At 69.9% G+C, this 23096-nt stretch carries 23 protein-coding genes; 17 read left to right on the top strand and 6 right to left on the bottom strand.

Annotated elements, in window-relative coordinates:
* Positions 1–34 precede the first annotated feature (34 nt).
* From RBS12_RS10355 to RBS12_RS10325, 7 genes are all read left to right on the top strand, one after another.
* Positions 35–1036 carry a bifunctional riboflavin kinase/FAD synthetase gene (locus RBS12_RS10355; protein WP_307966015.1) on the top strand — a complete coding sequence of 334 codons (1002 nt, stop codon included), beginning with the start codon at positions 35–37 and terminating at the stop codon, positions 1034–1036.
* A gap of 9 nt (positions 1037–1045) precedes the next feature.
* Positions 1046–1630 carry a hypothetical protein gene (locus RBS12_RS10350; protein WP_307966014.1) on the top strand — a complete coding sequence of 195 codons (585 nt, stop codon included), beginning with the start codon at positions 1046–1048 and terminating at the stop codon, positions 1628–1630.
* Between the two features lie 81 nt (positions 1631–1711).
* Positions 1712–2503 (top strand): tryptophan 2,3-dioxygenase, encoded by a 792-nt coding sequence (gene kynA, locus RBS12_RS10345; protein ID WP_307966149.1) that lies wholly within the window; start codon positions 1712–1714, stop codon positions 2501–2503.
* Entirely contained in the window at positions 2500–3732 is a 1233-nt protein-coding gene (gene kynU, locus RBS12_RS10340; RefSeq protein ID WP_307966013.1) for a kynureninase, read from the top strand. The genes kynA and kynU overlap by 4 nt, the downstream gene beginning before the upstream one ends.
* Before the next feature lie 132 nt (positions 3733–3864).
* Positions 3865–4134 (top strand): 30S ribosomal protein S15, encoded by a 270-nt coding sequence (gene rpsO / locus RBS12_RS10335; protein ID WP_307966012.1) that lies wholly within the window; start codon positions 3865–3867, stop codon positions 4132–4134.
* A 201-nt stretch (positions 4135–4335) separates the two neighbouring features.
* Positions 4336–6591 carry a polyribonucleotide nucleotidyltransferase gene (locus tag RBS12_RS10330; RefSeq protein ID WP_307966011.1) on the top strand — a complete coding sequence of 752 codons (2256 nt, stop codon included), beginning with the start codon at positions 4336–4338 and terminating at the stop codon, positions 6589–6591.
* 3 nt (positions 6592–6594) lie between these two features.
* Positions 6595–7959, top strand: coding sequence for a pitrilysin family protein (locus tag RBS12_RS10325; RefSeq protein WP_307966010.1), 1365 nt, complete (start codon positions 6595–6597; stop codon positions 7957–7959).
* Here RBS12_RS10325 and RBS12_RS10320 read toward each other — a convergent pair.
* The 5 genes from RBS12_RS10320 to moaA form a co-directional block, all read right to left on the bottom strand.
* Entirely contained in the window at positions 7956–8810 is an 855-nt protein-coding gene (locus RBS12_RS10320; protein WP_307966009.1) for an ABC transporter permease, read from the bottom strand. The genes RBS12_RS10325 and RBS12_RS10320 overlap by 4 nt on opposite strands.
* Positions 8797–9747 carry an ATP-binding cassette domain-containing protein gene (locus RBS12_RS10315; protein WP_307966008.1) on the bottom strand — a complete coding sequence of 317 codons (951 nt, stop codon included), beginning with the start codon at positions 9745–9747 and terminating at the stop codon, positions 8797–8799. Before RBS12_RS10315 ends, RBS12_RS10320 begins: the two co-directional genes overlap by 14 nt.
* Positions 9748–9757: 10 nt before the next feature.
* Positions 9758–11020, bottom strand: coding sequence for a hypothetical protein (locus RBS12_RS10310; protein WP_307966007.1), 1263 nt, complete (start codon positions 11018–11020; stop codon positions 9758–9760).
* 103 nt (positions 11021–11123) lie between these two features.
* The gene (locus tag RBS12_RS10305; RefSeq protein ID WP_307966006.1) at positions 11124–11405 is read right to left on the bottom strand and encodes a MoaD/ThiS family protein; all 282 of its coding nucleotides are present in this window, start codon (positions 11403–11405) and stop codon (positions 11124–11126) included.
* A 7-nt stretch (positions 11406–11412) separates the two neighbouring features.
* Positions 11413–12483, bottom strand: coding sequence for a GTP 3',8-cyclase MoaA (gene moaA / locus RBS12_RS10300; protein ID WP_307966005.1), 1071 nt, complete (start codon positions 12481–12483; stop codon positions 11413–11415).
* A 36-nt stretch (positions 12484–12519) separates the two neighbouring features.
* Here moaA and RBS12_RS10295 point away from each other — a divergent pair, with 36 nt between their 5' ends.
* The 10 genes from RBS12_RS10295 to RBS12_RS10250 all read left to right on the top strand — a co-directional run bounded on the left by RBS12_RS10295 (position 12520) and on the right by RBS12_RS10250 (position 21801).
* Complete coding sequence (locus tag RBS12_RS10295; protein WP_307966004.1) at positions 12520–14172, top strand: molybdopterin-dependent oxidoreductase; 1653 nt, start codon at positions 12520–12522, stop codon at positions 14170–14172.
* A gap of 3 nt (positions 14173–14175) precedes the next feature.
* Positions 14176–15567: a gephyrin-like molybdotransferase Glp gene (gene glp, locus RBS12_RS10290; protein ID WP_307966003.1), complete on the top strand. Its 1392-nt coding sequence runs from the start codon at positions 14176–14178 to the stop codon at positions 15565–15567.
* Complete coding sequence (gene moaC, locus RBS12_RS10285; RefSeq protein WP_373886505.1) at positions 15555–16109, top strand: cyclic pyranopterin monophosphate synthase MoaC; 555 nt, start codon at positions 15555–15557, stop codon at positions 16107–16109. Before glp ends, moaC begins: the two co-directional genes overlap by 13 nt.
* Positions 16106–16582: a MogA/MoaB family molybdenum cofactor biosynthesis protein gene (locus tag RBS12_RS10280; RefSeq protein WP_307966002.1), complete on the top strand. Its 477-nt coding sequence runs from the start codon at positions 16106–16108 to the stop codon at positions 16580–16582. The genes moaC and RBS12_RS10280 overlap by 4 nt, the downstream gene beginning before the upstream one ends.
* Positions 16572–17024, top strand: a complete 453-nt coding sequence (locus RBS12_RS10275; protein ID WP_307966001.1) for a molybdenum cofactor biosynthesis protein MoaE — start codon at positions 16572–16574, stop codon at positions 17022–17024. The genes RBS12_RS10280 and RBS12_RS10275 overlap by 11 nt, the downstream gene beginning before the upstream one ends.
* Before the next feature lie 38 nt (positions 17025–17062).
* Positions 17063–17821, top strand: coding sequence for a 4-hydroxy-tetrahydrodipicolinate reductase (dapB, locus tag RBS12_RS10270; protein WP_307966000.1), 759 nt, complete (start codon positions 17063–17065; stop codon positions 17819–17821).
* 4 nt (positions 17822–17825) lie between these two features.
* Positions 17826–18287, top strand: coding sequence for a hypothetical protein (locus RBS12_RS10265; RefSeq protein ID WP_307965999.1), 462 nt, complete (start codon positions 17826–17828; stop codon positions 18285–18287).
* 164 nt (positions 18288–18451) lie between these two features.
* Positions 18452–19066: a DUF6318 family protein gene (locus tag RBS12_RS10260; RefSeq protein WP_307965998.1), complete on the top strand. Its 615-nt coding sequence runs from the start codon at positions 18452–18454 to the stop codon at positions 19064–19066.
* Between the two features lie 122 nt (positions 19067–19188).
* Positions 19189–19947 (top strand): hypothetical protein, encoded by a 759-nt coding sequence (locus RBS12_RS10255; protein ID WP_307965997.1) that lies wholly within the window; start codon positions 19189–19191, stop codon positions 19945–19947.
* Positions 19948–20199: 252 nt separating this feature from the next.
* Positions 20200–21801: a DUF222 domain-containing protein gene (locus tag RBS12_RS10250; protein WP_307965996.1), complete on the top strand. Its 1602-nt coding sequence runs from the start codon at positions 20200–20202 to the stop codon at positions 21799–21801.
* On the opposite strand, the gene RBS12_RS10245 is transcribed toward RBS12_RS10250, so the two are convergent.
* Complete coding sequence (locus RBS12_RS10245) at positions 21761–23041, bottom strand: heparan-alpha-glucosaminide N-acetyltransferase domain-containing protein (RefSeq protein WP_307965995.1); 1281 nt, start codon at positions 23039–23041, stop codon at positions 21761–21763. The two genes, RBS12_RS10250 and RBS12_RS10245, sit on opposite strands and share 41 nt — an antisense overlap.
* Between the last annotated feature and the right edge of the window lie 55 nt (positions 23042–23096).

The raw sequence follows: 23096 nt of genomic DNA, 5'->3' as shown, positions 1-23096 counted from the left end.
GGGACGCGAGACATTCGGCGACGAGGCGAGGACGATGGTTCACATATGGCGGGGGCTTGACGAAGTCCCCGACGATTTCGGCCCGGCGGCGGTGACGGTCGGCAACTTCGACGGCGTCCACCGCGGGCACCAGCAGGTTCTCGCGCAGCTCGAGCGTACGGCGCGCGAGTCTGGGAGCAAGACCGTCGCGGTGACGTTCGACCCCCACCCTGCCCAGGTCCACCGGCCCGACACCGCGCCCGATCTCATCATGGGCATCGAGGACCGCATCGCGGCGCTGCTCGCGTTCGGGCTCGACGCGGTGCTCGTGCTCCACTACACGCTCGAGTTCGCCCAACAGACCGCCGAGGAATTCGTCAAGAACGTCTTCGTCGACGGGCTCAGGGCGAGCGCCGTCGTCGTCGGCCATGACGTCCGCTTCGGCCGCGGCAACACCGGCGACCTCCGCACGATGGAGGAGCTCGGGCGCAAGCACGGCTTCGACGTCGTGGTCGTGGAGGAGTTCACGGAGAAGGACCCCGAGCCCACCGAGCCAGCGGACGACGGCGAGGAGCGGCGCTGCTCGTCGACCTGGGTCCGCGAGGCCCTCGACCGGGGCGATGTCCGCACGGCCGCGGAGATCCTCGGCCGCCCGCACGCGATCCACGGCGAGGTGGTCCACGGCGCGGCCCGCGGACGCGCGCTCGGCTTCCCGACGGCCAACCTCGCCCACGATTCGATCGGCCACATCCCCGCTGACGGCATCTACGCGGGTTGGCTCCTCGACGCCGCCGGAACGCGCTGGCCCGCAGCGATCTCGGTCGGCTCGAATCCGACGTTCGCGGGCGTCGCGCGGCAGGTCGAGGCGCACGTCCTCGACCGCCCCGACGAGTCACCCGACGACTTCGACCTCTACGGCCAGAACGTCGTTGTCGAGTTCGTCGAGCGCCTCCGGGGCATGGTCGCGTATCGGGGTCCCGAGGCGCTCGTCGAGCAAATGAAGGTCGACGTCGATCAGGCTCGCCGGATTCTGGTGGGGGCCAAGCCCGGGGCCTAGAATCCCGCCATGAGCGAGTCACGAGCCTGGTTCCGCTGGGCGGCCTTCGCGATGATTCTCGGCGGGGCCGTCATGTTCCTCCTGCAGGCGGGGGAGCTCTTCGCGTCCAACAGGACGGCATACTTTGCCATCGTCGGACCGGCGATCGGCGTTGCGCAGCTGCTCATCGCGTTCGGCTGCGTTGGGCTCTGGTCCGACCACGCGTTCGGGGGAGGCGTGCTCGCGCGCACGGGCCTTGCGCTCGCCATCGTGGGCCTCGCGCTCCTCGCGATCGGCAACATCTTCGAGCCGTTTGTCGATCTCGCGCTCTTCTACGCGTCCGCCACGGTGGCGATTCCGGTCGGCTTCGTGCTCGCCGGGATCGCCGCGCTGAGGAACCACACGTGGCACGGCTGGGAGCGCTTCGTGCCCCTCGGAGTGGGGATCCTGCCGTTCGTGATCCTTCCCGTGTACGCGGCGGGGAACGTCGTGGGCGAATTCGCGGTGGGCGTGTGGGGCCTTGCGTTCGTGCTGCTCGGCTGGGCCGAACTGCGCGAGCCGCCGCTCGAACCCGTGCGGATCGATGGGCAGCCCCGGGGCCGCCGCGCCCGCTAGGCTGATTGGGTGACCCATCTCACAGAAAACCCCAATACGCGCGCGCTCGAAGACGGCATCGTCCGCGATCTGGCTGGCCGCATGACCTACAGCGGCTACCTCCAGCTCGACCGGCTCCTGAGCGCCCAGCACCCCGTGAGCGTTCCCGAGCACCACGACGAGCTCCTCTTCATCATCCAGCACCAGACCACGGAGCTGTGGCTCAAACTCGTGCTGCACGAGCTGCGGAGTGCGTGCGCGTGGCTGCGCGAGGACAACCTCGGGGCCGCACTCAAAGCCATCGCGAGGGTCAAGCACATCCAGAAGACGCTCACGGAGCAGTGGAGCGTCCTCGCGACCCTCACGCCGCACGAATACGCCCAGTTCCGCGGCTTCCTCGGCCATGCCTCCGGCTTCCAGTCCGGGCAGTACCGCTCGGTCGAGTTCATCCTCGGCAACAAGAACGCGGACATGCTGCCGATCTTCGATTCCGAGCCCGAGATGCAGGCGCAGCTCGAGGAGCTTCTCAACGCTCCGAGCCTCTACGACGAGTTCCTCCGCTACCTCGCTCGTCAGGGCTACGCAATTCCGGCCGTGGTGCTCGACCGGGACGTGCGCGTCGCGCACTCCTTCTGTGAGGCGCTCGTGCCGCTCTTCAAGGAGATCTACGACCATGCCGAGGAGCATTGGTCGGCGTACGAGACGTGCGAGGAGCTCGTGGACCTCGAGGACAACTTCCAGCTGTGGCGCTTCCGGCACCTTCGAACCGTCCAGCGGACCATCGGCATGAAGGTCGGGACGGGCGGCTCGAGCGGCGTCGGGTTCCTCCGCAAAGCCCTCGAGCTCACGTTCTTCCCCGAGCTGTTCGCCGTGCGGACGGAGATCGGCCGATGAGCGAGGTGGCGCCGGTGAGCGAGCTGGCCGGGCGCGCCGCGGCGCTCGACGCCGACGATCCGCTCGCGCGGTTCCGCGAGCTCTTCGTCGAGTCGCCGGACGTCGTGTCCTACCTCGACGGAAACTCGCTCGGACGACCGCTGCGGCGCACGGCCGAGGATGTGCGGGTCTTCGCGGAGGAGGAGTGGGGCGGCCGGCTGATCCGGGGCTGGGACGAGCGCTGGCTCGACGAGCCGCTGGTCCTCGGCGATCGGCTCGGGGGCGCGTGCCTCGGCGCTGCCGCTGGCCAGACGGTCATTGCCGACTCGACCACCGTCAACCTGTACAAGCTCATCCGCGCTGCCGTCGAGCTCGCAGGACCCGACCGCACCGAGATCGTGGCGGACACGGACAACTTCCCGACGGACCGCTATCTCGTCGAGGGCATCGGCGCCGAGCGGGGACTCACCGTGCGGTGGATCGACGCCGACCCGTTGACCGGGGTGACCACGGCGCAGGCCGCCGAGGCGATCTCGGAGCGCACCGCCGTCGTCGTCCTCTCCCACGTCGCGTACCGCTCGGGCTACATTGCCGACGCGCGGGCCATCACCGAGTTCGCGCACCGCGCCGGAGCGCTCGTCGTGTGGGACCTGTGCCACTCGGCGGGCGCCGTCCCGGTGGAGCTCGACGCGTGGGGCGCCGACTTCGCGGCGGGCTGCACCTACAAGTACCTCAACGGCGGGCCCGGCTCGCCCGCGTTCGCGTACGTCGCCGCTCGGCACCACGCGGCCCTTCGGCAGCCGGTCCAGGGCTGGCTCGGCCGGCGCGACGCGTTCGAGATGGGGCCAGGGTACGAGCCCGCGGACGGCATCCGCCGCTTCATCAGCGGGACGCCACCGATCTTCGCGATGCTCCCGCTGCGCGGCATGCTCGAGCTCGTCGAGGAGGCGGGCATCGCGGCGATCCGGGAGAAGTCGATCGCGCTCACCGAATTCGCGATCGCCGCGCACGGCAAGCTCCTCGAGCCGCTCGGAGTGACGCTCGCCTCGCCCGCGGACGCGGCCGTGCGCGGCGGGCACGTGACGCTCGAGCATCCGTCGTTCCGGGAGGTCACGCAGCGCCTGTGGGGCCGCGGAGTCATCCCCGACTTCCGGGCGCCACAGGGACTCAGGCTCGGGCTCTCGCCACTCAGCACGAGCTTCGGAGAGACGCTGCGCGGGATCGAGGCCGTTCGCGACGAGCTTGTTTGATAGAATCCTCTGTGGTCCTCGCTGCAGTCCGTGGCGGCCTGGGCCGCGCCGATCCGGGAAACCTGTTCGGTGTTCCCCGGGGACGAAGCGTCCCGCGGGCCGCACGGCACAATTCGAGAGGTACTGAGCTCAATGGCTTTGGATCCCGCCGTCAAGCAGGCGATCATCGAGGAATACGCGACCAAGGAAGGCGACACCGGGTCTCCCGAGGTCCAGATCGCCGTTCTCACGAAGCGCATCAAGGACTTGACTGAGCACATGAAGCAGCACAAGCACGACTTCCACACGCAGCGCGGCCTGCTCGCGCTCGTCGGCCGTCGCAAGCGCATGCTCGCCTACCTGCACGACACCGACATCGAACGCTACCGTTCGCTCATCGAGCGTCTCGGCCTGCGCCGATAGTCTTGGGGCGGCCCGCTTTTTCCTCTGGGGAATGGGTGGGCCGCTTCAGCACGCAAACATGTTTTAGACCATCGGAGGCACCGGCAATCTGCGGTCCTCGGTAGTGGCCCTTGCGGGCGGCTTCGCACCGCGCCAAGGGCCTCGATCGAAGACCGGGTTCCCGCCGCCTCCGCCTGACAATGAAAGGGAGGTGGCTCTCCCATGGAGGGTCCCGAGATCCAGTTTGCCGAGGCCGTCATCGACAACGGCCGCTTCGGCCAGCGCGTCCTGCGCTTCGAGACGGGCCGTCTGGCCAAGCAGGCCGCCGGTTCCGCGATGGCGTACATCGACGACGAGACCGCGCTGCTCTCCGCGACGACGGCCGGCAAGGCCCCGCGCGAGGGCTTCGACTTCTTCCCCCTCACGGTCGACGTCGAGGAGCGCATGTACGCCGCGGGCCGCATCCCCGGCTCGTTCTTCCGCCGCGAGGGCCGCCCGTCCACGGACGCGATCCTCGCGTGCCGGCTCATGGACCGCCCGCTGCGCCCCGCGTTCGTCAAGGGCCTGCGCAACGAGGTCCAGGTCGTCGTGACCGTCCTCGCGATCAACCCGGACGAGCTCTACGACGTCGTCGCGATCAACGCCGCGTCAATGTCCACGCAGCTTGCCGGCCTCCCGTTCTCGGGCCCGATCGGCGGCGTGCGCGTCGCGCTCGTGCACGACGCCGAGGGCTCGCAGTGGGTTGCGTTCCCGAAGCACTCGCAGCTCGAGAACGCGACGTTCGACATGGTCGTGGCCGGTAGGATCGCCGGCGACGACGTTGCCATCATGATGGTCGAGGCCGAGGCCACCGACCACTCCTGGAACCTCATCAAGGACGAGGGCGCGACCGCTCCGACCGAAGAGGTCGTCGCCGAGGGCCTCGAGGCTGCGAAGCCGTTCATCCGCGCGCTGTGCGAGGCCCAGCAGGACCTCGCCGACCGCGCCGCGAAGCCGACCACCGAGTTCCCGATCTTCCTCGACTACGAGCAGGACGTGTACGAGGCCGTCGACGCCGCCGCGAACGAGCGACTCACGCAGGTCTTCAGCATCGCGGACAAGCAGGAGCGCGAGGCGGCTTCGGACCAGCTCAAGGACGAGGTGCTCGCTTCGCTCGCGGGCCAGTTCGAGGGCCGCGAGAAGGAGCTCTCCGCAGCGTTCCGCTCGGTCACGAAGAAGGTCGTTCGCCAGCGGATCCTCCGCGACCAGGTCCGCATCGACGGCCGCGGCCTCACTGACATCCGCCAGCTCACGGCCGAGGTAGAGGTGCTCCCGCGCGTCCACGGCTCGGCGATCTTCGAGCGCGGCGAGACGCAGATCCTCGGCGTCACGACGCTCAACATGCTCAAGATGGAGCAGCAGATCGACTCGCTCTCGCCCGAGACGCACAAGCGGTACATGCACAACTACAACTTCCCGCCGTATTCGACGGGTGAGACCGGCCGCGTCGGTTCGCCGAAGCGCCGCGAGATCGGCCACGGCGCCCTCGCCGAGCGCGCGCTCGTGCCGGTGCTGCCGTCTCGCGAGGAGTTCCCGTACGCGATCCGCCAGGTGTCCGAGGCGCTCGGCTCGAACGGCTCGACGTCGATGGGCTCCGTGTGCGCCTCGACGCTCTCGCTGCTCAACGCGGGCGTTCCCCTCAAGGCGCCCGTGGCCGGCATCGCGATGGGCCTTGTCTCCGACGAGGTCGACGGCCAGACCCGCTACGCGGCCCTCACCGACATCCTCGGTGCCGAGGACGCGTTCGGCGACATGGACTTCAAGGTCGCTGGCACGAGCGAGTTCGTCACGGCCATCCAGCTCGACACGAAGCTCGATGGCATCCCCGCCTCGGTCCTCGCAGCGGCGCTCAAGCAGGCCCGCGAGGCCCGCCTGCACATCCTCTCGGTCATCAACGCCGCGATCGAGGGCCCGGACGAGCTCTCCGAGTTCGCGCCGCGCATCATCGCGATCAAGATCCCGGTGGACAAGATCGGCGAGGTCATCGGCCCCAAGGGCAAGATGATCAACCAGATCCAGGAGGACACGGGCGCCGACATCTCGATCGAGGACGACGGCACCGTGCTCATCGGCGCGACCGACGGCTCCTCGGCCGAGGCCGCGCGGGCCGCGATCAACGCGATCGCGAACCCGCAGCTCCCCGAGGTCGGCGAGCGCTACCTCGGCACCGTCGTGAAGACGACGACGTTCGGCGCGTTCGTTTCCCTCACGCCGGGCAAGGACGGCCTCCTGCACATCTCCGAGCTGCGCAAGCTCGCGGGCGGCAAGCGCGTGGACAACGTCGAGGACGTCGTCTCGGTCGGCCAGAAGGTCCAGGTCGAGATCACGAAGATCGACGACCGTGGCAAGCTCTCGCTCGCGCCCGTGATCGAGGAGAACGAGGCCGGATCCGCTCCGGCCGAGTCGGCTGAGGCGGCGGTCGAGGCCGCCGACGCGTAACCCATGGCAAGCGTTGCCTTGCCGCTGACCTCCGGCCAGCTCGTGGACGGCGAACCGTCGTCGACCACGATCTTCGGGCAGGATGGGGGCGCCCTCGTGCGCCGCTCCATCCTGCCCGGGGGCGTCCGCGTCCTCACGGAGGCGATGCCCGGCCAGAGGTCGGCATCGATTGGCTTCTGGGTGGGGGTCGGGTCGCGTGACGAGGCCGCCGGCCAGCACGGCTCGACCCACTTCCTCGAGCACCTGCTCTTCAAGGGCACGCGCCGCCGCACGGCGCTCGAGATCGCCTCGGCGTTCGACGAGGTCGGCGGCGAGTCCAACGCGGCGACCGCGAAGGAGAGCACGTGCTACTACGCGCGCGTGCTCGACACCGATCTCCCCATGGCGATTGACGTCATCGCGGACATGGTCACGTCTGCGGTCCTCGACCCGGACGAGCTCGAGCAGGAGCGCGACGTCATCCTCGAGGAAATCGCGATGGACGGCGACGACCCGACGGACGTCGCCCACGAGCACTTCGTTGCAGCCGTCCTCGGCGAGCACCCCCTTGGCAGGCCGATCGGCGGCACGCCCGAGGCGATCCGCGCCGTCGCCCGCGATTCCGTGTGGGAGCACTACCGCCGGTACTACCGCCCGTCGGAGCTCGTCGTCACGGCGGCGGGCGGGCTCGACCACGACGTCGTCTGCCGGCTCGTGCTCGACGCGCTGCGGTCCGCGGGCTGGACGCTCGACGACGGCGCGGCGCCGGTTCCGCGGCGCTCAACCTCGGCTGCCGAGATTGCGGGCCGGCCCGGCTTGACAGTCGTGAAGCGCCAGGTCGAGCAGGCGAATGTCATCTTCGGCTGCCCAGCGCTCACCGCGACCGACCCTCGCCGCTACGTCATGAGCGTGCTCAACGCCGTGCTCGGCGGCGGGATGTCCTCCCGGCTCTTCCAAGAGATCCGTGAGAAGCGCGGCCTCGTCTATTCGACGTATTCGTTCGCGTCCGCGTACGCCGACGCGGGCTATTTCGGCATGTATGGCGGCTGTGCGCCCGCGAAGGTCCCTCAGGTCCTGTCCCTTATGGACGCCGAGCTCGCCAAGCTGGCCGAACACGGCGTGACCGACGAAGAGCTCCGCAAGGCCGTCGGCCAGCTCTCCGGCGGCATCGTCCTGGCCCTCGAAGACACGGGTTCGCGCATGTCCCGGCTCGGGCGGGCCGAGCTCGTCTCGGGTGAGTTCCAGGACGTCGACGAGACGCTCGCGCAGATCCGCGCCGTCACGGCCGACCAGGTTCGCGAGCTCGCGGCTCAGCTCGCTGCCGCGCCGCGCACGATTACGGTCGTGGGGCCGTTCGAGGATACCGAGACTTTCGGGCTCGAGCTCTAGCTCAAGACATCCTTAGTGGTGAACCGCCCATACGCGAGTGCGCCGAACAGCGCGATATAGCCAAGCTGCAGGAGCGCGTTATCGCCGAACGAGGTCCACGAGATGGGCTGCCGCAGCAGATCGGCGAGGGCGAGCCACTTGTCCGTGAAGAGCCACGGGTGGAGCCAGTCGAGCTGGTCGAGGTTGTCGAGCACCTGGGAGACGACGGCGAGCACAACTGTCGCGGCCATCGCCCCGACGGGGACGGTAGTCATCGACGACGCGAACAGTCCGATGGCTGAGAGGCCGAGAAGCGAGACCGTGACGTATCCCGCCATGAGCAGGAGCCGCCCGAAGGACTCGGCCGGGCCGATCGTGTCGCCCGAGAGGAGCGTCGCCTGGCCGAGGGGGAACAGGACGGCGCCCGTGATGGTGCCACCGAGGACGACGGCGAGCGCCGCAGCGGCGCAGAAGACGACCGACGAGACGTACTTCACAACAAGCAGCCGGATGCGGCCCGTGGGAGCCGCGAGAAGGTAGCGCAGCGTCCCGAGGCCGGCTTCTCCCGCGATGGTGTCTCCCGCGACGACCCCCACCGTGAGCGGAAGGAAGAGCGGGGTGCTCACGACGAGCGCCACGACGCCGACAAAGAGCCCGTTGTGGGTGATCTGGTCGAGGAAGGCCGGTCCGCGGCCGCTCGGCGGTCCCTTGGGGGAGAACTTCACGGCGAGCCCGATGAGCATGGGAACGGCCCCTAGGGCAGCGAGCATCGCCCATGTGCGCCACCGGCGGAACAGCACTGAGAGCTCCGACGCGAAGAGCCTCACGCCCAGTGGCTGTCTCGTGACCGCCGTCGTTTCACTCAGCGACATCGAATCCCTCTCCCGTGAGCTCGACGAAGCGTTCCTCAAGGCTCGCAGCGGCGGCCGAGAAGCCCCGCACGCGCACCCCGGCCGCGACGAGCGCGGCGACGACATCCTCGGGGGCGGGCAACCCGTTCGACGCCCCGACGACCGTCCCCGGCGGGGCGGGCTCAGTCGCGACGCCGAGCTCGCGCAGGACCTCTGCCGCCTTCTCGACGTCCGGGGTCCGGACCTCGATCCGCGGACGCGCCGCGTTCCGGAGCTCGTCGAGCGGCCCCTGGGCAACGAGCTTCCCGGCCCTGAGCACGGCGGCGTGCGTGCAGATCTGCTCGACCTCCGCGAGGAGGTGGCTCGAGACGAACACGGTCGTGCCGTCGTCCGCGAGCGATCGGATCAGGCTCCTGACCTCGCGCGTGCCCTGCGGGTCAAGGCCGTTCGTCGGTTCGTCGAGCACGAGGAGTTCCCGAGGCGCGAGGAGGGCGGCCGCGAGGCCGAGCCGCTGCTTCATGCCGAGCGAGTACGCGTGGACGCGCTTGTGGGCGGCGTGGGTGAGGCCGACCCGCTCGAGCGCGGCGGCGACTCGTTTCTCGCGCGTCCCGGCCGGCGCGCGCAGGTCTGCGGTATCGAGGCGGCGCAGATTCGATGCGCCGCTCAGGAACGGGTAGAAGGCGGGCCCCTCGACGAGGGCTCCCACGCGCGGGAGCACCGTCATGAGGCGGGTCGGCATCTCCTCCCCGAGCACTTCGGCGTGGCCTGCGCTCGCCGAGACGAGTCCGAGGAGCATGCGGATCGTCGTCGTCTTTCCCGAGCCGTTGGGTCCCAGGAAGCCGAAGACCGCGCCGCGCGGCACTTCGAGGTCGACCCGGTCGACGGCGGTGTGGCGGCCGAAGCGCTTGGTGAGCCCGGTCGTGCGGACGGCGAGCGGGCTCCCAGGGGACTCGGTCACGTGGCCACGGTCACTTCGCTGTCGCGATCAGCGTGGCGACCGGCACGGCCCCCGCGATCACCCGGCCGTCGTCCGTCAGGAAGATGTTCAGGAGGGACGACGAAAGCACGCGCCCACCCGCCACGGGCGTCGCGAGCTGCTTGACGAGCGGGGTGTCCAAGACTCCGACGGGAACGTCGCCGGCAGGGATGACGACGACGGCGTCCCAGCCCTTGCCGATGATTGTCGGCCCCTGCGCTGTGTTCGACGGGGCCTTCGGGGCGGTGCTCGGCGGCGCTGTGTTCGACGGGGCTGTGTTCGACGGGGCCTTCGGGGCGGTGCTCGGCGGCGCTGTGTTCGACGGGGCGGTGTTCGACGGGGCCTTCGGGGCGGTGTTCGACGGGGCCTTCGGGGCGGTGTTCGACGGGGCGGTGCTCGACGGCGCCTTCTGGGTGCCTTCCTTCGCGGGGTCGGGCACCTGCGTCACCGTCGCGCCAGGGGGAGGCGTGAACATGAAGATCGACGCGTCCGGCGCCTTGAGGTCGAGCTGCGTGAAGGCCTCGTGGTAGGCGGGATCCTTCTGGCCCTTCGCATAGACGTCGACCCCGAGCGGCATCCCGGTCTGCGCCTCGACGGCGATCTGCACCGAGCCGACAAGCGTGCCGGAGGCCTTCGGCGTGAGCACGAGTTCGTAGGCGGCGTGGCCCGCGACGGTCACGGACGGTCCGAGCGTCACATTCGTGCTCGCATCAGCCGCGGCGAGGAAGCGCTGCGCGAGCTGATCGGGCGTGACGACAGGGGCCTTCGGCGCTGTCCCCGGTTCGGCCGGGTTGTTTCCGTCGCTGCCGATGCCGTGGGTGGGTATCGTCGCGTGTGTCACGGCGTTGGTCTTCGAATCGAACGTCCACCAATCGCTCCCAGCGCGAATGAAGTCGCGCTCCGCGAGCTGGTCCATGACCTGGACGCGTACCAACATGGGTCCGTTCACGAACACGCGCGCGGTATGCGCCGTCGTGAGGAGCTCGAGGAAGGCCGCCTCGGCGCCGAGCGTCGAGCTCTTCGTGGCTGGCCCGAGCGCCTGGGACGGGATCGACGGGAGGCCGAGATTGGCCCGCTCCTCGATGGTCCCGGAGAACTGCGGGCGGGACGCGTGGGACGCCATGAGCGCGAGCACCTGCTCCGGCGTCGACGGCGGGGGCGGAGAGACCGCCGCCGCACCGCCGGCCAGCGCCGCAACCGCGACAACGGCGGGCACGGCGGCCGCGGGGAGCCATCTCGTCCAGATTCGCTTCATGACGACCTCCAGAGGGATTCTCCCTCCAAACTACGCCTGGGCCGGGGCTGTGTCGTCATCCCGTGGTAGTAGCCCGCCCTCGATCACGAAAGGGAACGGGGCACTACCCGCCCGCGAACGGCGGGAGGATGTCCACCGTGTCCCCGTCTCCGAGGGGTCGGCTCGGGTCTTTCGCCGCGACCTCGTTGACGAGGAACGAGCAACGGCGCAGCACGTCGCCGAGTTCCGGCGCGCCGGGCTCGGGGGAGCGAGCCGTCGCGCGGTTGGGGGAATCCAAGGCAGCGAGCAGGGCCACGAGCGTCGCGCCATCGGGCACATCGACGGCTTCGGCCTCCACGCCGGTGGCGGCTTTGGCCGCGGCGTAGTACCGCACGGTGACGATCACGGGCGGGTCAGCCTCCGATCGCGCTCATCGTGCGATCAGGCTGGACGAAGTCCGCGGCACCGAGGCCCGTGTGCTCCATGCCGTGGGCCCGCGGCTTGAGCCACATCGCGTCCTGCCAGCGAGAGGCGATCTCGGCGTCGCCCGCGCCCGAGCGGAGCAGCCCGCGGAGGTCGACTTCCTCGTGGGAGAACAGGCAGCTCATGACCTTGCCTTCGGCCGTGATCCGGGTTCGCTTGCAGTCGGCGCAGAACGGCTCGGTGACCGAGGCGATGATTCCGACGGTCCCAAGGATTGCGTCTCCCTCGAGGCCCCGGACCTCGAAGCGCTCGGCCGGGGCGCCGTCGCGCGCCCTCTGGTCAGGGGAGAGCCTGAAGCGCTCGCCGAGGATCGCCCGGATCTCGGCGGCCGAGACCATGCCCTCGCGGGTCCAACCATGGTCGGCGTCGAGCGGCATCTGCTCGATGAAGCGCAGCTCGTAGTCCCGCTCGAGGCACCACGCGAGGAGATCGGGGGCGTCGCCGTCGTTGATTCCCCGCATGAGCACGGAGTTGATCTTGATCGGGCCGAGCCCCGCGGCGTCGGCCGCCTCGATCCCGGCGAGCACGCGATCGAAGAACGGCCGACGCGCGAGCCGGGCGAACGTCTCGGGGTGGAGGGTGTCGAGCGAGATGTTGATGCGCGTGAGCCCGGCCGCCTTGAGCGGGGCGGCCTTCTTGTCGAGGCCCACGGCGTTGGTCGTGAGGGCGATCGGCAGGCCCGGGTGCGCCGCGCGCAGGGCGGCAACGATGTCGACGACGTCGGCGCGCACGAGCGGCTCTCCGCCCGTGAGGCGCAGCTCCCGCACTCCGAGGAGGTCGACGCCGATGCCGACGAGCCGGACGATCTCCCCCGCGGTGAGCACGGCGTCCTTGACGAGCCAGGGGAGGCCTTCGGCCGGCATGCAATACGAACAGCGAAGATTGCACTTGTCCGTGAGCGAGACCCGCAGATCGGTCGCGACTCGTCCGTACCGGTCCTTGAGCCCCTCGAACTGCGGTCGGTTCCCCAGAACTTGCGGGATGCCGAGATGGACAGTCATAGATCTACGGTACGCCAGCGGACCTATTCTGGACGCATGGGAGCAATCAAGTCCCGACCAGCCGAGCTCACGCAAGGCCATCCCCTGCGTCATACGACGTGGTGGGCCGCGGCCGCCGGGGTGCTGGCCGCCATCGCCGGCGTCCTCACGGGCGAGCTCCTCGCGGGCGTCGCAAGCCCCTCGCTGAGCCCCGTGTCCGCGGTCGCCGGCGCAGTCGTCGATTTCGCGCCGCCCGCGGCCAAGGAGTGGGCGATCCAGACGTTCGGCACGGGGGACAAGGCGTTCCTCGTGACGGCCATCGGCGTTGCGCTCGTTGCCCTAGGGGCCGCCGCTGGCGTCCTCGAGCTGCGCCGCCCCGGTTTCGGGGCAGCCCTCGCGGCCCTGATCGGCGTCGTCGGGGTCGTCGCGGTCGCAACGCGTTCGCTCGTGAGCGTCCTCGCGGTCGCGTGCGCGGTCGCGGCGGGGATCGTCGCGGTCTGGATGGTGCGCTGGCTCGTGCGCCGCCTCCGCCGAGACGCAGAGCCTGGCCGAGACGCAGAGCCTGGCCGAGACACAGAGCCTGGCCGAGACGCAGAGCCTGGCCGCGATCTGGGGCAGCCCGGGACGTCCCAGGCTCTGTCTCGCAGGGGGTTCGTCCGTGCGCTCGCGGGGAGCGCCGCCGTCGTCGCCCTCGGAGCCGTGGTCACCGCCGTCGTCCGCGGCACGTCCCTCGCCGCGAGCGCAGCACGGGAAGCGCTCCGCCTGCCCTCGCCAGCGTCGTCAGCGGCTCCGATTCCGCCCGACGCAAGCCTGGACGTCAAAGGGATCACGCCGCTCGTGACCCCGAACGCGGACTTCTATCGCATCGACACCGCGCTCGTCGTGCCGTCCGTCGACCCGAACGGCTGGAAGCTCGACGTCACGGGGCTCGTCGACAACCCGGTGTCGATCGCGTGGCAGGAGCTCGTGTCGCAGCCCATGATCGAGCGCTACGTGACGATCGCGTGCGTCTCCAACACTGTCGGGGGCAGTCTCGTCGGGAACGCCCGCTGGCTCGGCTGGCCCGTCCGCGAGCTTCTCGCGCGGGCGCGGCCGCGCGCCGGGGCGGACATGGTGCTCTCGCGCAGCGTCGACGGCTTCACGGCCGGGACACCGCTCGAAGTCCTCATGGACCCGGAATTGGATGCGATGCTCGCGATCGGGATGAACGGCGAACCCCTTCCGGCCGAGCACGGATTCCCGGTCCGCATGATCGTCCCCGGGCTGTACGGCTTCGTCTCGGCCACGAAATGGATTACGGAGCTCAAGGTCACGACGTTCGCGGCAGACAAGGCGTACTGGAGCACGCGCGGCTGGTCGGACCACGGGCCGATCAAGACCGCCTCGCGCATCGACGCTCCGCGCGACGGAGCGCGTGTGGCGGCCGGAACGGTAGCGCTCGGCGGAGTTGCGTGGGCGCAGCATCGCGGGATCTCGCGCGTCGAGGTCAAAGTCGACGACGGCGACTGGCGGCCCGCGCGGCTCGGCACCGGGATCTCGCGCGACACGTGGTACCAATGGTCAGCGACAGTCCAGCTCTCGCCCGGACGCCATGTGCTGAGCGTTCGCGCTACCGACGGCTCGGGTGCCCTTCAGACCGAGCAGTCCGCGCCTCCGCCGCCGGACGGCGCCACGGGGCACCACAGCATCACGATCGAGGCAGGAGCCTGATACATGGGGAGAAGCGTTTCCGCGCACCGCGCCGCGATCCGCGAGCTGCTCGCGCCGCTCGCAGGCCGCGAACCGGAGATCCGCGCGCTCGACGACGCGCTCGGCCTCGCCCTCGCCAGCGACCTCAGGGCGCCCGTGAGCCTGCCGCCGTTCGACAACTCCCAGATGGATGGCTTCGCGGTTCGCGCCGCCGATTTCGCGCTCGCCGCCGACGGCGCTGCTCACGACGGCGCTGCTCACGGCGGCGCTGCTGACGGCGGCGCTGCTGACGGCGGCGCTGCTGACGGCGGCGCTGCTGACGGCGGCGCTGCTCACGGCGGCGCTGCTCATGACGGCGCTGCTCATGACGGCAGGGCAACCCTCCGCGAATTCGCACTCGCGGCGTCGATTCCCGCGGGCTCTGTTCCCGTGCCCCTTCCCGCTGGGCACGCCGCTCCGATCATGACGGGCGCCATGCTGCCCGAGGGCGCCGACGCCGTCGTGCCCGTCGAGCGAGCCGTGCCGCCCAGGTTCCCGGAGTCTGTGCCGTCTTCCACCACCAGCGCGACGTCGTCGACGACCAGCGCGTCCGGGCCGGTCCTGCTTCCGGAGACCGAGTCGGGAACTTTCGTGCGGCGCCTCGGAAGCGATGTCGCGGAGGGTGCCGTCGTGCTCGCCGCGGGAACCCGCCTCGGCCCGGCCCAGCTCGGGCTTGCGGCCGGGCTCGGTCTCACCGAGGTGACCGTCCGGATGCCGCCGCGCGTGGCCATCGTGAGCACGGGGGCCGAGCTCGCCGAGCCCGGCGCGTCCCTGCTCCCTGGGCAGATCCACGATGCGAATGGCACGCTCCTTGCTGCGGCTCTGCGCGAGGCTGGTCTCGACGCGCGGGCGACGGCGGTGCGCAGCGACGAGCCGACGGCTCTTCGCGACGCGCTCGCGGAAGCCGCGACGTGGGCCGATCTCATCGTCACGACCGGCGGAGTCTCGAAGGGCGCGTTCGAGGCGACGAAGCTCGCGCTCGCGGACGAGCCGGTCGACTTCGTGCACCTTGCCATGCAGCCCGGGGGGCCACAGGGGATCGGAACGGTCCACGGCGTGCCGTTCCTCGGCCTGCCGGGCAACCCCGTGAGCTGTTGGGTCTCGTGGGAGATCCTCGTGCGGCCGGTCCTTGCCGAGCTGCTCGGCGCGCCGGCGCCGCGGCGCCGAATCGTGGTTCCGCTTGCCGAGCCGCTCGATTCACCTTCTGGGAAGCTCCAGGTGCGGCGCGCGCGGTTGGAGGACGGCGCCGTCGCCCTCGTCGGGGGCCCGGGGTCACATCTCCTCGGCGCCCTCGCAACGTCCGACGCCCTCGTCCTGGTCCCCGAGGACGTCACCGACCTGCCCGCTGGGGCCGACGTGGAAGTATGGCTGCTGTGAACGATCCCGTGAACGATCCCGTGAACGATCCCGTGAACGATCCCCAACATGCCGCTCGCCTTACCCATGTGCGATCCGACGGGAGCGCGCACATGGTCGACGTGAGCGTCAAGACCGAGACGACCCGTGAGGCGACGGCCCAGGCCGTCCTGCGCACGACCGGCGAGGTGCTCTCGCTTCTCGCCGAGGGCGGACTGCCCAAAGGCGACGCGCTCGCCGTCGCCCGCGTCGCCGGCATCATGGCCGCCAAGAAGACGTCGGAGCTCATTCCGCTGTGCCATCCGCTTCCCATCTCCAAGGTGACAGTGGATTTCGAGCTCGAAATGGACGCCGTGCGCGTCATTGCGACCGTCAAGACCCGCGGCGTGACCGGGGTCGAGATGGAGGCGCTCACGGCGGCGAGCATCGCCGCGCTCGGCGTCTACGACATGATCAAGGCCGTCGACCGGCACGCCGTGATCTCGGATGTCATGGTGCTCGCGAAGAGCGGGGGCAAGAGCGGGGACTGGGCGCTCGGCGCCGGGACCGGAGTAGGCGGGTGACGCGCCGCGCGGGAATCGTCATCGCCTCGACGCGGGCCGCGACGGGCGTGTACGAGGATCGCTCGGCACCCGTGATCGCCGACTGGCTGGTCGAGCACGGATTCGACGTGATTCCGGCCGCCGTCGTGCCTGATGGACCCTCGGTGGGAGCGGCCATCCGCGCGCTCCTGGCGCTTGGTCCGTCCATCGTCGTGACGAGTGGCGGCACCGGGCTGAGCCCCGACGACGCGACCCCTGAAGAAACGCTTCCGCTCCTCGATCGCGAGATCCCGGGGATCATGGAGGCGATCCGCAGCGCCGGCACGGCGAAGACGCCCCTCGCCGCGCTGAGCCGCGGCCACGCTGGGACCGCAGGGAAGACCTTCGTCGTGAACCTGCCCGGCTCGCCGTCGGGCGTCATGGACGGGCTTTCGGTGCTCGATCCGATCATCGCTCATCTGTGCGATCAGCTGGAGGGCAGCCATGGACACTGAGATCATTCACGCCTCCATCTCCTTCGAGCCTCTCGACGAGGCCGCCGCGCGCGCCGCCGTCGACGCCCCGGACGCGGGCGCCGTCGTCGCCTTCTCCGGGATCGTGCGGGACCACGACGAGGGTCGAGGCGTCCTCCGCCTTTCCTACACGGCCCATCCGACCGCCGAGGCGACGCTGCGCGGCGTCGTCGACGCTGTCGTCGCGGATCACCTCGAGCGGTACGGGCCGTCTGAGCGCGCCATGCGCGTGTGGATCGCCCATCGCATCGGCGATCTCGGCGTCGGGGATGTCGCGTTCGCCTGCGCCGTGTCCTCCGCCCATCGAGGCGAGGCCTTCCGCCTGTGCTCGGATCTCGTAGATCGGGTCAAGGCCGAAGTGCCGATCTGGAAGGAGCAGTTCTTCGACGACGGCGGCAAGGAGTGGGTCGCGGCGCTCGGGTGAGGCCGTTCGGCCAAGTCGGCTCAGATAGGCTTGTTCCCATGGCAGAACGACTTCCGGTGGCAGTGCTGGGCGCGAACGGGCGCATGGGATCCGAGGCGGTCAAGGCCGTCGCTGCGGCCCCGGACATGGAACTCGTCGCGGCACTCGGCCGGAGCGATTCGCTTGAGGCGATTGTCGACGCCGGAGCCCGCTACATCGTGGATCTCACCGTCCCGGATTCGACCGAGGCGAATGTTCGCTTCGCGGTCGAGCATGGCCTGCACGCCGTCGTCGGCACGACCGGCTGGACGGCCGAACGCCTCGAATCGCTCCGCGGCCTGCTTGAGGGGAATCCTGGAGTCGGGGTGCTCATCGCGCCGAACTTTGCGCTCGGATCAGTTCTGGCGAGCGCTTTCGCTGCGAAGGCTGCGCGGTATTTCGAGTCCGTCGAGATCATCGAGCTCCATCACCCGGACAAGGTCGATGCACCGTCCGGCACGGCGGTGCGGACCGCGCAGCTCGTGGCGGCCTCGCGGGCGGAAGCCGGCGTCGCGCCGTCGCCCGACGCCACGGAGAAGCAGCTCGACGGCGCACGAGGCGCCGACGTCGACGGCGTCCACGTCCACTCTGTGCGGCTTCGCGGGCTCGTTGCCCACCAAGAGGTTCTCCTCGGCGGGCCGGGGGAGCAGCTCACGATTCGTCACGATTCGTTCGACCGCGCGTCCTTCATGCCCGGAGTCCTCCTCGGCCTCCGCTCCGTTGCCGCGCACCCGGGGCTGACGTACGGACTCGACGGCTACCTCGATCTGGGGCTGTGAGCGCGTGGAATGGCTGAAGGCGCACCGCACCAAGCTGTGGGTCGCGGGAGTCGCGCTCCTGCTCGTGTTCTATCTCGTCCTGACGTTCAATCGGGCGATTCTCCTTCTCGCTGACCCTCAGCTCGTGGCCAAGGCGATCGGTGTCGGGTACCTCGTCCTGCCGATCATCGGTGCGTGGGCACTCGTGCGGGAGATCATGTTCGGCGCGGGCCTCGAGCGGCTGGGCCGCGAGCTCGCCGCCGAGGGGGGACTCCCTGAGGACAACCTTCCGAGGACGCCGGGAGGACGCATCGTCCGCGCGGCCGCGGACGCCGAGTTCCCCGCCTTCCAGGCCGACGTCGAAGCCACGCCGAGCGATTGGCGCACCTGGTACCGACTCGGCCTCGCCTACGACGCCTCGGGGGACCGCAAGCGCGCTCGTGCCGCGATGCGTCGCGCGATTGCCCTGCACCGAAGCGCCGGCTGAGGGTCGATTTCGCGGCTGTGCCGCCGGCCGGGCAGGCTGTGGATAACTTTCCCCGACTCGCGCCCGGGTTGTTAGACTGCGAAGAGCCCATCGATCCGCACCGATCGTGGGCGCCTGTTCTTAGGCACTGTCACAAACTGGCACCGTGACTATATGGGGGATTAATGGCGCTGCGCCGTGTTCTGTTGTCCTTGCTGCCCGTCGGCCTTGTGGTCTTCGCGCTTTCGCTTGTGGCGTGCGGCGGGCCGCCCGACGCCACTGATGGCTCAGCCACCGCCTCGGGCACTGTCTCGACGCCAACGCCGGACCCCCGGCCCACGCCCGCGAGCTCAAAGGGCCCGGCCCGCAACCTGCCCAAGCCCGTGCTTCCCGAGGCCGCCAAGCAGAACACCGAAGAGGGTTTCGCGGCGTTCACGCAGTACTGGTTCGACACGGTGACGTACGCGAGAGAAACGGGCGACATCGGTCCACTTAGCGAATCATCGCAACCATCGTGCAAGATGTGTCAGTTTCAGATAGATAAAGCCAAAGAGCTCCACCAGGATGGTGGCTGGTCAGTCGGCCCTCGGAGAACCGTCAGCAGTTTCCAGGCAAACATGGCAATTGACGCCGTTGGAAACGTTATGGCCCTGTTCAGTCTCGACGAATCGGCGTCGACGAGATTTGACCGAGACGGTTCAGCGGTCAAAAGCTACGAAGGGGGAACTGCCGAAGGCGCTCAGGTCATCTATGCAAGGTTTGATAGCGCGTGGACCACGGTAGAGGCCGGGCGGGCATGATTGGGCAGCGTCTGTTGGGAGCGTTCGTCGTCTCGGTAGCAATCGCGGCGTCAGAAACAAGTCCCCCGAAGGTCGAATGGAACGGCGATTCTGCTCAGGTCTACGCTGAATCAAAGGGACGAGTGGAGTACCGCCCTCCGAGTGCGAAGGCGGAGGACTCCGCCGCGACCGTGTACACCTATGAGCCCACGTGCATGATGGGTATCGGCACCAAGGCGTTCGCCTTCTGTTCAGGTTTCGACGGGATGTGCACTGAACGCCCGGGCGGTCGGATGGTGCTGTGGTACAGCGCCCCGCGGTCCAACCCGGGGGAGCGCAAGCGGGAAGCCATGGATTGCCTGTACGACGGCGAGCCGCCTCAGCGGCCGGGTGGTGGCGAGGTGGTGGTCGTGACGGAAAAGCAGTTGCGGGAGTTGCCGATCGCGCCGTCGGTGGTGGGGGCGCAGCCGGGGAGGCATACGCTCAAGGGCGCGGAGACGAACGTGTACGCCGAGCCGGCCGGTGCCTCCCGGGAGGGGGTGCAGTCGTTCGAGACGACCGTGCTGGGCCGGAAGGTGCGGGTGCGGGTGCGCCCGGTCGAGCACCGCTTCGACTACGGCGACGGCACCACCCTGGTCTCGGCGGCCCCGGGCGGGCCGGTGCCCGAGGCGCGGTGGGGGGAGAAGACCGCCACGAGCCACGCCTACCAGGCCACCGGGGACTTCCGGGTCGGGCTGACGACCGTGTTCGCCGGGGAGTTCTCCGTCGAGGGCGGGCCCTGGCAGGGTATCGCCGGCACCGCCGCGGTCCCCTCCGCGCCCAGGACCCTGAGCGTGTGGCGCTCCGAGGTCAGGCTCTACGCCGAGAACTGCCTCCAGAACCCCCACGGCGAAGGCTGCTGACGCCCACGCCGAACCCACAGGTGCCGGCCCCCACATGAGCCAGCCCCAATAGGTGCCGGTCGCCGCCGGGCCCCGGGCGCGCGGTTGGCGCAGGTCCGCGGGTCGAACGGCTGCGGGGCTTGGCCCATCAGGCTGGCAGGCCGTGGCCGCCGCAGGCTTGCGGTCCGGCCGGGTCTGCCGGGGCCGCATTGGCCCTCCACAGGGTCGCGGGGCGAGGCCCGCGCCGACTATAATCGAACATAGATTCGATTCATGGGGGTGGATCAGATGGGGGATCCCGCATCCGGCACCGGGCCGGCGGCCGCGCCACGGTTCGCGCCCGGTCCCGGTTCTCCGATCCGGGGAGGGCTCGGCCTCGCTCGCGACGCATTCGCTGACGCGTCGGGCGCGATCGAGACGGCCCTGGCCGCGGACCGACTGATCGCGTGGGCCACGGCCGTGAAGTACCGGGCCTTCTCCCGCCTCGCGGACACGATCGCTGGGGAGTTTGGGCCGCGTCGCGAATGCCAACCCGAACGCTTCGATGGCGCAGAGGTCCACGCCTTGGCCGCGACTGAGATCGCGACTGCGACCGCCGTGTCGGAATCAGCGGCGGCGCGGCAGCTGGACGATGCAATCGATCTCTGCACGACGCAGCGGGCCGTGCTGGGCGCCCTCGAAGAAGGGCAGATCAGTGACGCTCACGCCCGGATCATCCTCGACGCAGCCCGCTCGGTTCCGGCTGAGGACGCACCGCACTTCGCGCGCGCTGCCCTCCTGCGCGCAGCGACCCGGACCGGGCGCCGGCGTGCCCCTGGGGAACTGCGCACGGTCCTGCGCCGCATGCGCGAACGAGTCCACCCCGAAACCATCGCGACGCGCAAGCATGCCGCCCTCAAGGAACGAGGGGTCTGGTTCACCCCGAACCCGGACGGCATGTGCACGCTCGAAGCCCACCTGCCCGCCGAGGCAGGCTTGGCCATCTACAACGGCCTCGACACCGCCGCCCGCACCGCCCGCGCCAGCGGCGCCCCCGAGACCCTCGACCAGCTCCGCGCCGATGCCCTCGCCGCACGACTCCTCGGGGCCGGCACCGGCCCCGACGAGCCCTTCCCCGCGTTCCGCCCCGAGGTCATCGTCACCATCCCAGTCCACACGCTGCTCGGCGAGGGAGCCGCACGCGCTGGCGAACCACTACACCCAGGGGAACAGCCACACCTGGGAGAACACCCAGGGGACCTGACACAGGCGGGGGACCTGACACAGGAGCGGGAGCTGACACAGGCGGCGGACCTGAGACAGGGGGCGGACTGGTCGCTGGCGGAGCTCGCAGGCTACGGACCCATTGACACCTCCACGGCCCGGCAGTTGGCGGCCCTGGCCCAGAATTGGCAGCGGCTGTACACAGACGCCACCACCGGAACCGCCCTCGGCGTCGGCCGCACTGCCTACCGGCCCCCGAAAGCACTGCGCCGCTACCTCGCCCACCGTGACGGCACCTGCCGCTTCCCCGGCTGCACCCGCCCGGCCGACCGATGCGAGCCCGACCACACAACCGAATGGCAGGACGGCGGAACCACCGACCCGCACAACCTCGCCTTCCTCTGCCGCAAACACCACGCCCTCAAATCCATTGGCGCCTGGACCTACACCCACACCCGAGACGGCAACCTCCGATGGCGCTCACCCCTCGGTCGCACTCACCACACCGAACCCGCACAACACACCGAACCCGCACGATATGAGAGATCGACGTACCCCGTGCGGTCGGTGAAGCCAACACGTCCTTCCGAATCTCCTCCCGCGCCATCTCCTCCCGCGCCGCGGGCGCGGTTCAACGGTTCGGTTTCGGAGGGCGGGCCTCCGCCGTTCTGAGCCGGCCTCCGCCGGACCGCTGCCGGCCAGTTCGGCCAGCCAGACCGAGCCGATAGACGCCATGCGCGGCCCACTCGAGTGGGCCACGCCAGTCATTCGCGCGGAAGAGCAGCCCGATGGCGAGGGCTGCCACGATATGGACCGCGAGCAGGCCTTCGCGCGAGATCTGCGGGGGGTTGCCCGCCTCTGACCACGCCACGGCGCACACGTGGGCGGTGTAGAGCGTGAGCGTCATGGCGCCGGCGCCGGCGAGCGGCGCGAGGATCCGCGTCCTTTCGAGCGGCCGGACCCGCGCGACGAGCAGGAACGCGCCGAGGACTGCGGCCGATGTCCCCGAGGTGTGGAGGAGATCGAGTGTCGTTCCCGAATGGGGCGCTGCCGTTGCGAGCCACCACACTGAGCCTGTTTGGTCGACTCCCGTGAGATTCGCCCTGAGCATCGCTTCGAGCGGCCACTGCTTGGCTTGCGGCGTCGCGAGCAGGGCAGCGCGGCCTCCCAGCGGCACCATGAGGGCCCATTCGGCGCCCTTGGCCAAGACGGCCGCCACGGCGCCACCGATGAGGAGGCCCACCTGCGTTCCGGCCCGTCGAAGGGGGAGTCTGCCGATCCAGAGGCCGACGAGGACGTATCCGAACCATTCGACGACGGGATATGTCCCGGTGACGAACACGTCGGCGAGGAGCTTCGGCGGCTCCAACAGGTCGACCCACGTCGGATTGTGCCCGAGACGGAGCGGCTCTGGTGCGTCGACCAGCCAAGGCCGCAGCCCGAACGCCACGAGTGGCACGAGGAGAATCCAGGCGCCCGCGAGGAGCCCGAGCGCCTTTGTCTGGAGCCTGAGCACCGGAATCACGCACCAGAAGAGCACGGCGTACTGGACGAGGATGACGGCGATGTTCACGCTGAGGGCGCCGAGGGAGAGGCCGACGACGGCGATGACGCCGGCGCGGAGGCCGAGCCCAGGGCGGTTCGCGGCTGCGGGGACGCGACCAAGGGAGAGGGATACGCCGGCGAGTACCGCGAAGAGAGCCGCGGAGCGCCCGGAGAACACGAGCCCGACGAAGGTGGGAACGATCTGTCCGCCGAGACTCGGTTCGGCGGCGAAGGTCGGGAGGAGATGCGTCGAGATCATGGCGAGGAGCGCTGCGCCTCGGGCTAGATCCACCCCCATGATGCGCTGGCTGGAACCTGATAACGCCTGCTTGCGGGAGCGCCGCCGTCGGGCAGTCAGCGCGGCCATGGACCAATGCTCTCACGCGGCCCGGGGGAGAAGAGGGAAGGCGCCCTTGCTAATC

It is taken from the genome of Sinomonas sp. ASV322 (genome assembly GCF_030908245.1).
Lineage (GTDB): Bacteria > Actinomycetota > Actinomycetes > Actinomycetales > Micrococcaceae > Sinomonas.
Note: the sequence above shows the minus strand (reverse complement) of the source record. Positions and strands in the feature narration are given on the sequence as shown.

Coding starts and splice junctions, on each gene's coding strand:
- RBS12_RS10320 (WP_307966009.1), bottom strand. CDS start 8,810: ATGTCGCTGAGTGAAACGACGGCGGTCACGAGACAGCCACTGGGCGTG.
- moaA (WP_307966005.1), bottom strand. CDS start 12,483: ATGACTGTCCATCTCGGCATCCCGCAAGTTCTGGGGAACCGACCGCAG.
- RBS12_RS10330 (WP_307966011.1), top strand. CDS start 4,336: ATGGAGGGTCCCGAGATCCAGTTTGCCGAGGCCGTCATCGACAACGGC.
- RBS12_RS10310 (WP_307966007.1), bottom strand. CDS start 11,020: ATGAAGCGAATCTGGACGAGATGGCTCCCCGCGGCCGCCGTGCCCGCC.
- RBS12_RS10260 (WP_307965998.1), top strand. CDS start 18,452: ATGGCGCTGCGCCGTGTTCTGTTGTCCTTGCTGCCCGTCGGCCTTGTG.
- RBS12_RS10250 (WP_307965996.1), top strand. CDS start 20,200: ATGGGGGTGGATCAGATGGGGGATCCCGCATCCGGCACCGGGCCGGCG.
- RBS12_RS10350 (WP_307966014.1), top strand. CDS start 1,046: ATGAGCGAGTCACGAGCCTGGTTCCGCTGGGCGGCCTTCGCGATGATT.
- kynU (WP_307966013.1), top strand. CDS start 2,500: ATGAGCGAGGTGGCGCCGGTGAGCGAGCTGGCCGGGCGCGCCGCGGCG.
- RBS12_RS10275 (WP_307966001.1), top strand. CDS start 16,572: ATGGACACTGAGATCATTCACGCCTCCATCTCCTTCGAGCCTCTCGAC.
- RBS12_RS10325 (WP_307966010.1), top strand. CDS start 6,595: ATGGCAAGCGTTGCCTTGCCGCTGACCTCCGGCCAGCTCGTGGACGGC.
- moaC (WP_373886505.1), top strand. CDS start 15,555: ATGGCTGCTGTGAACGATCCCGTGAACGATCCCGTGAACGATCCCGTG.
- RBS12_RS10355 (WP_307966015.1), top strand. CDS start 35: ATGGTTCACATATGGCGGGGGCTTGACGAAGTCCCCGACGATTTCGGC.
- rpsO (WP_307966012.1), top strand. CDS start 3,865: ATGGCTTTGGATCCCGCCGTCAAGCAGGCGATCATCGAGGAATACGCG.
- dapB (WP_307966000.1), top strand. CDS start 17,063: ATGGCAGAACGACTTCCGGTGGCAGTGCTGGGCGCGAACGGGCGCATG.
- kynA (WP_307966149.1), top strand. CDS start 1,712: ATGACCTACAGCGGCTACCTCCAGCTCGACCGGCTCCTGAGCGCCCAG.
- RBS12_RS10295 (WP_307966004.1), top strand. CDS start 12,520: ATGGGAGCAATCAAGTCCCGACCAGCCGAGCTCACGCAAGGCCATCCC.
- glp (WP_307966003.1), top strand. CDS start 14,176: ATGGGGAGAAGCGTTTCCGCGCACCGCGCCGCGATCCGCGAGCTGCTC.
- RBS12_RS10245 (WP_307965995.1), bottom strand. CDS start 23,041: ATGGCCGCGCTGACTGCCCGACGGCGGCGCTCCCGCAAGCAGGCGTTA.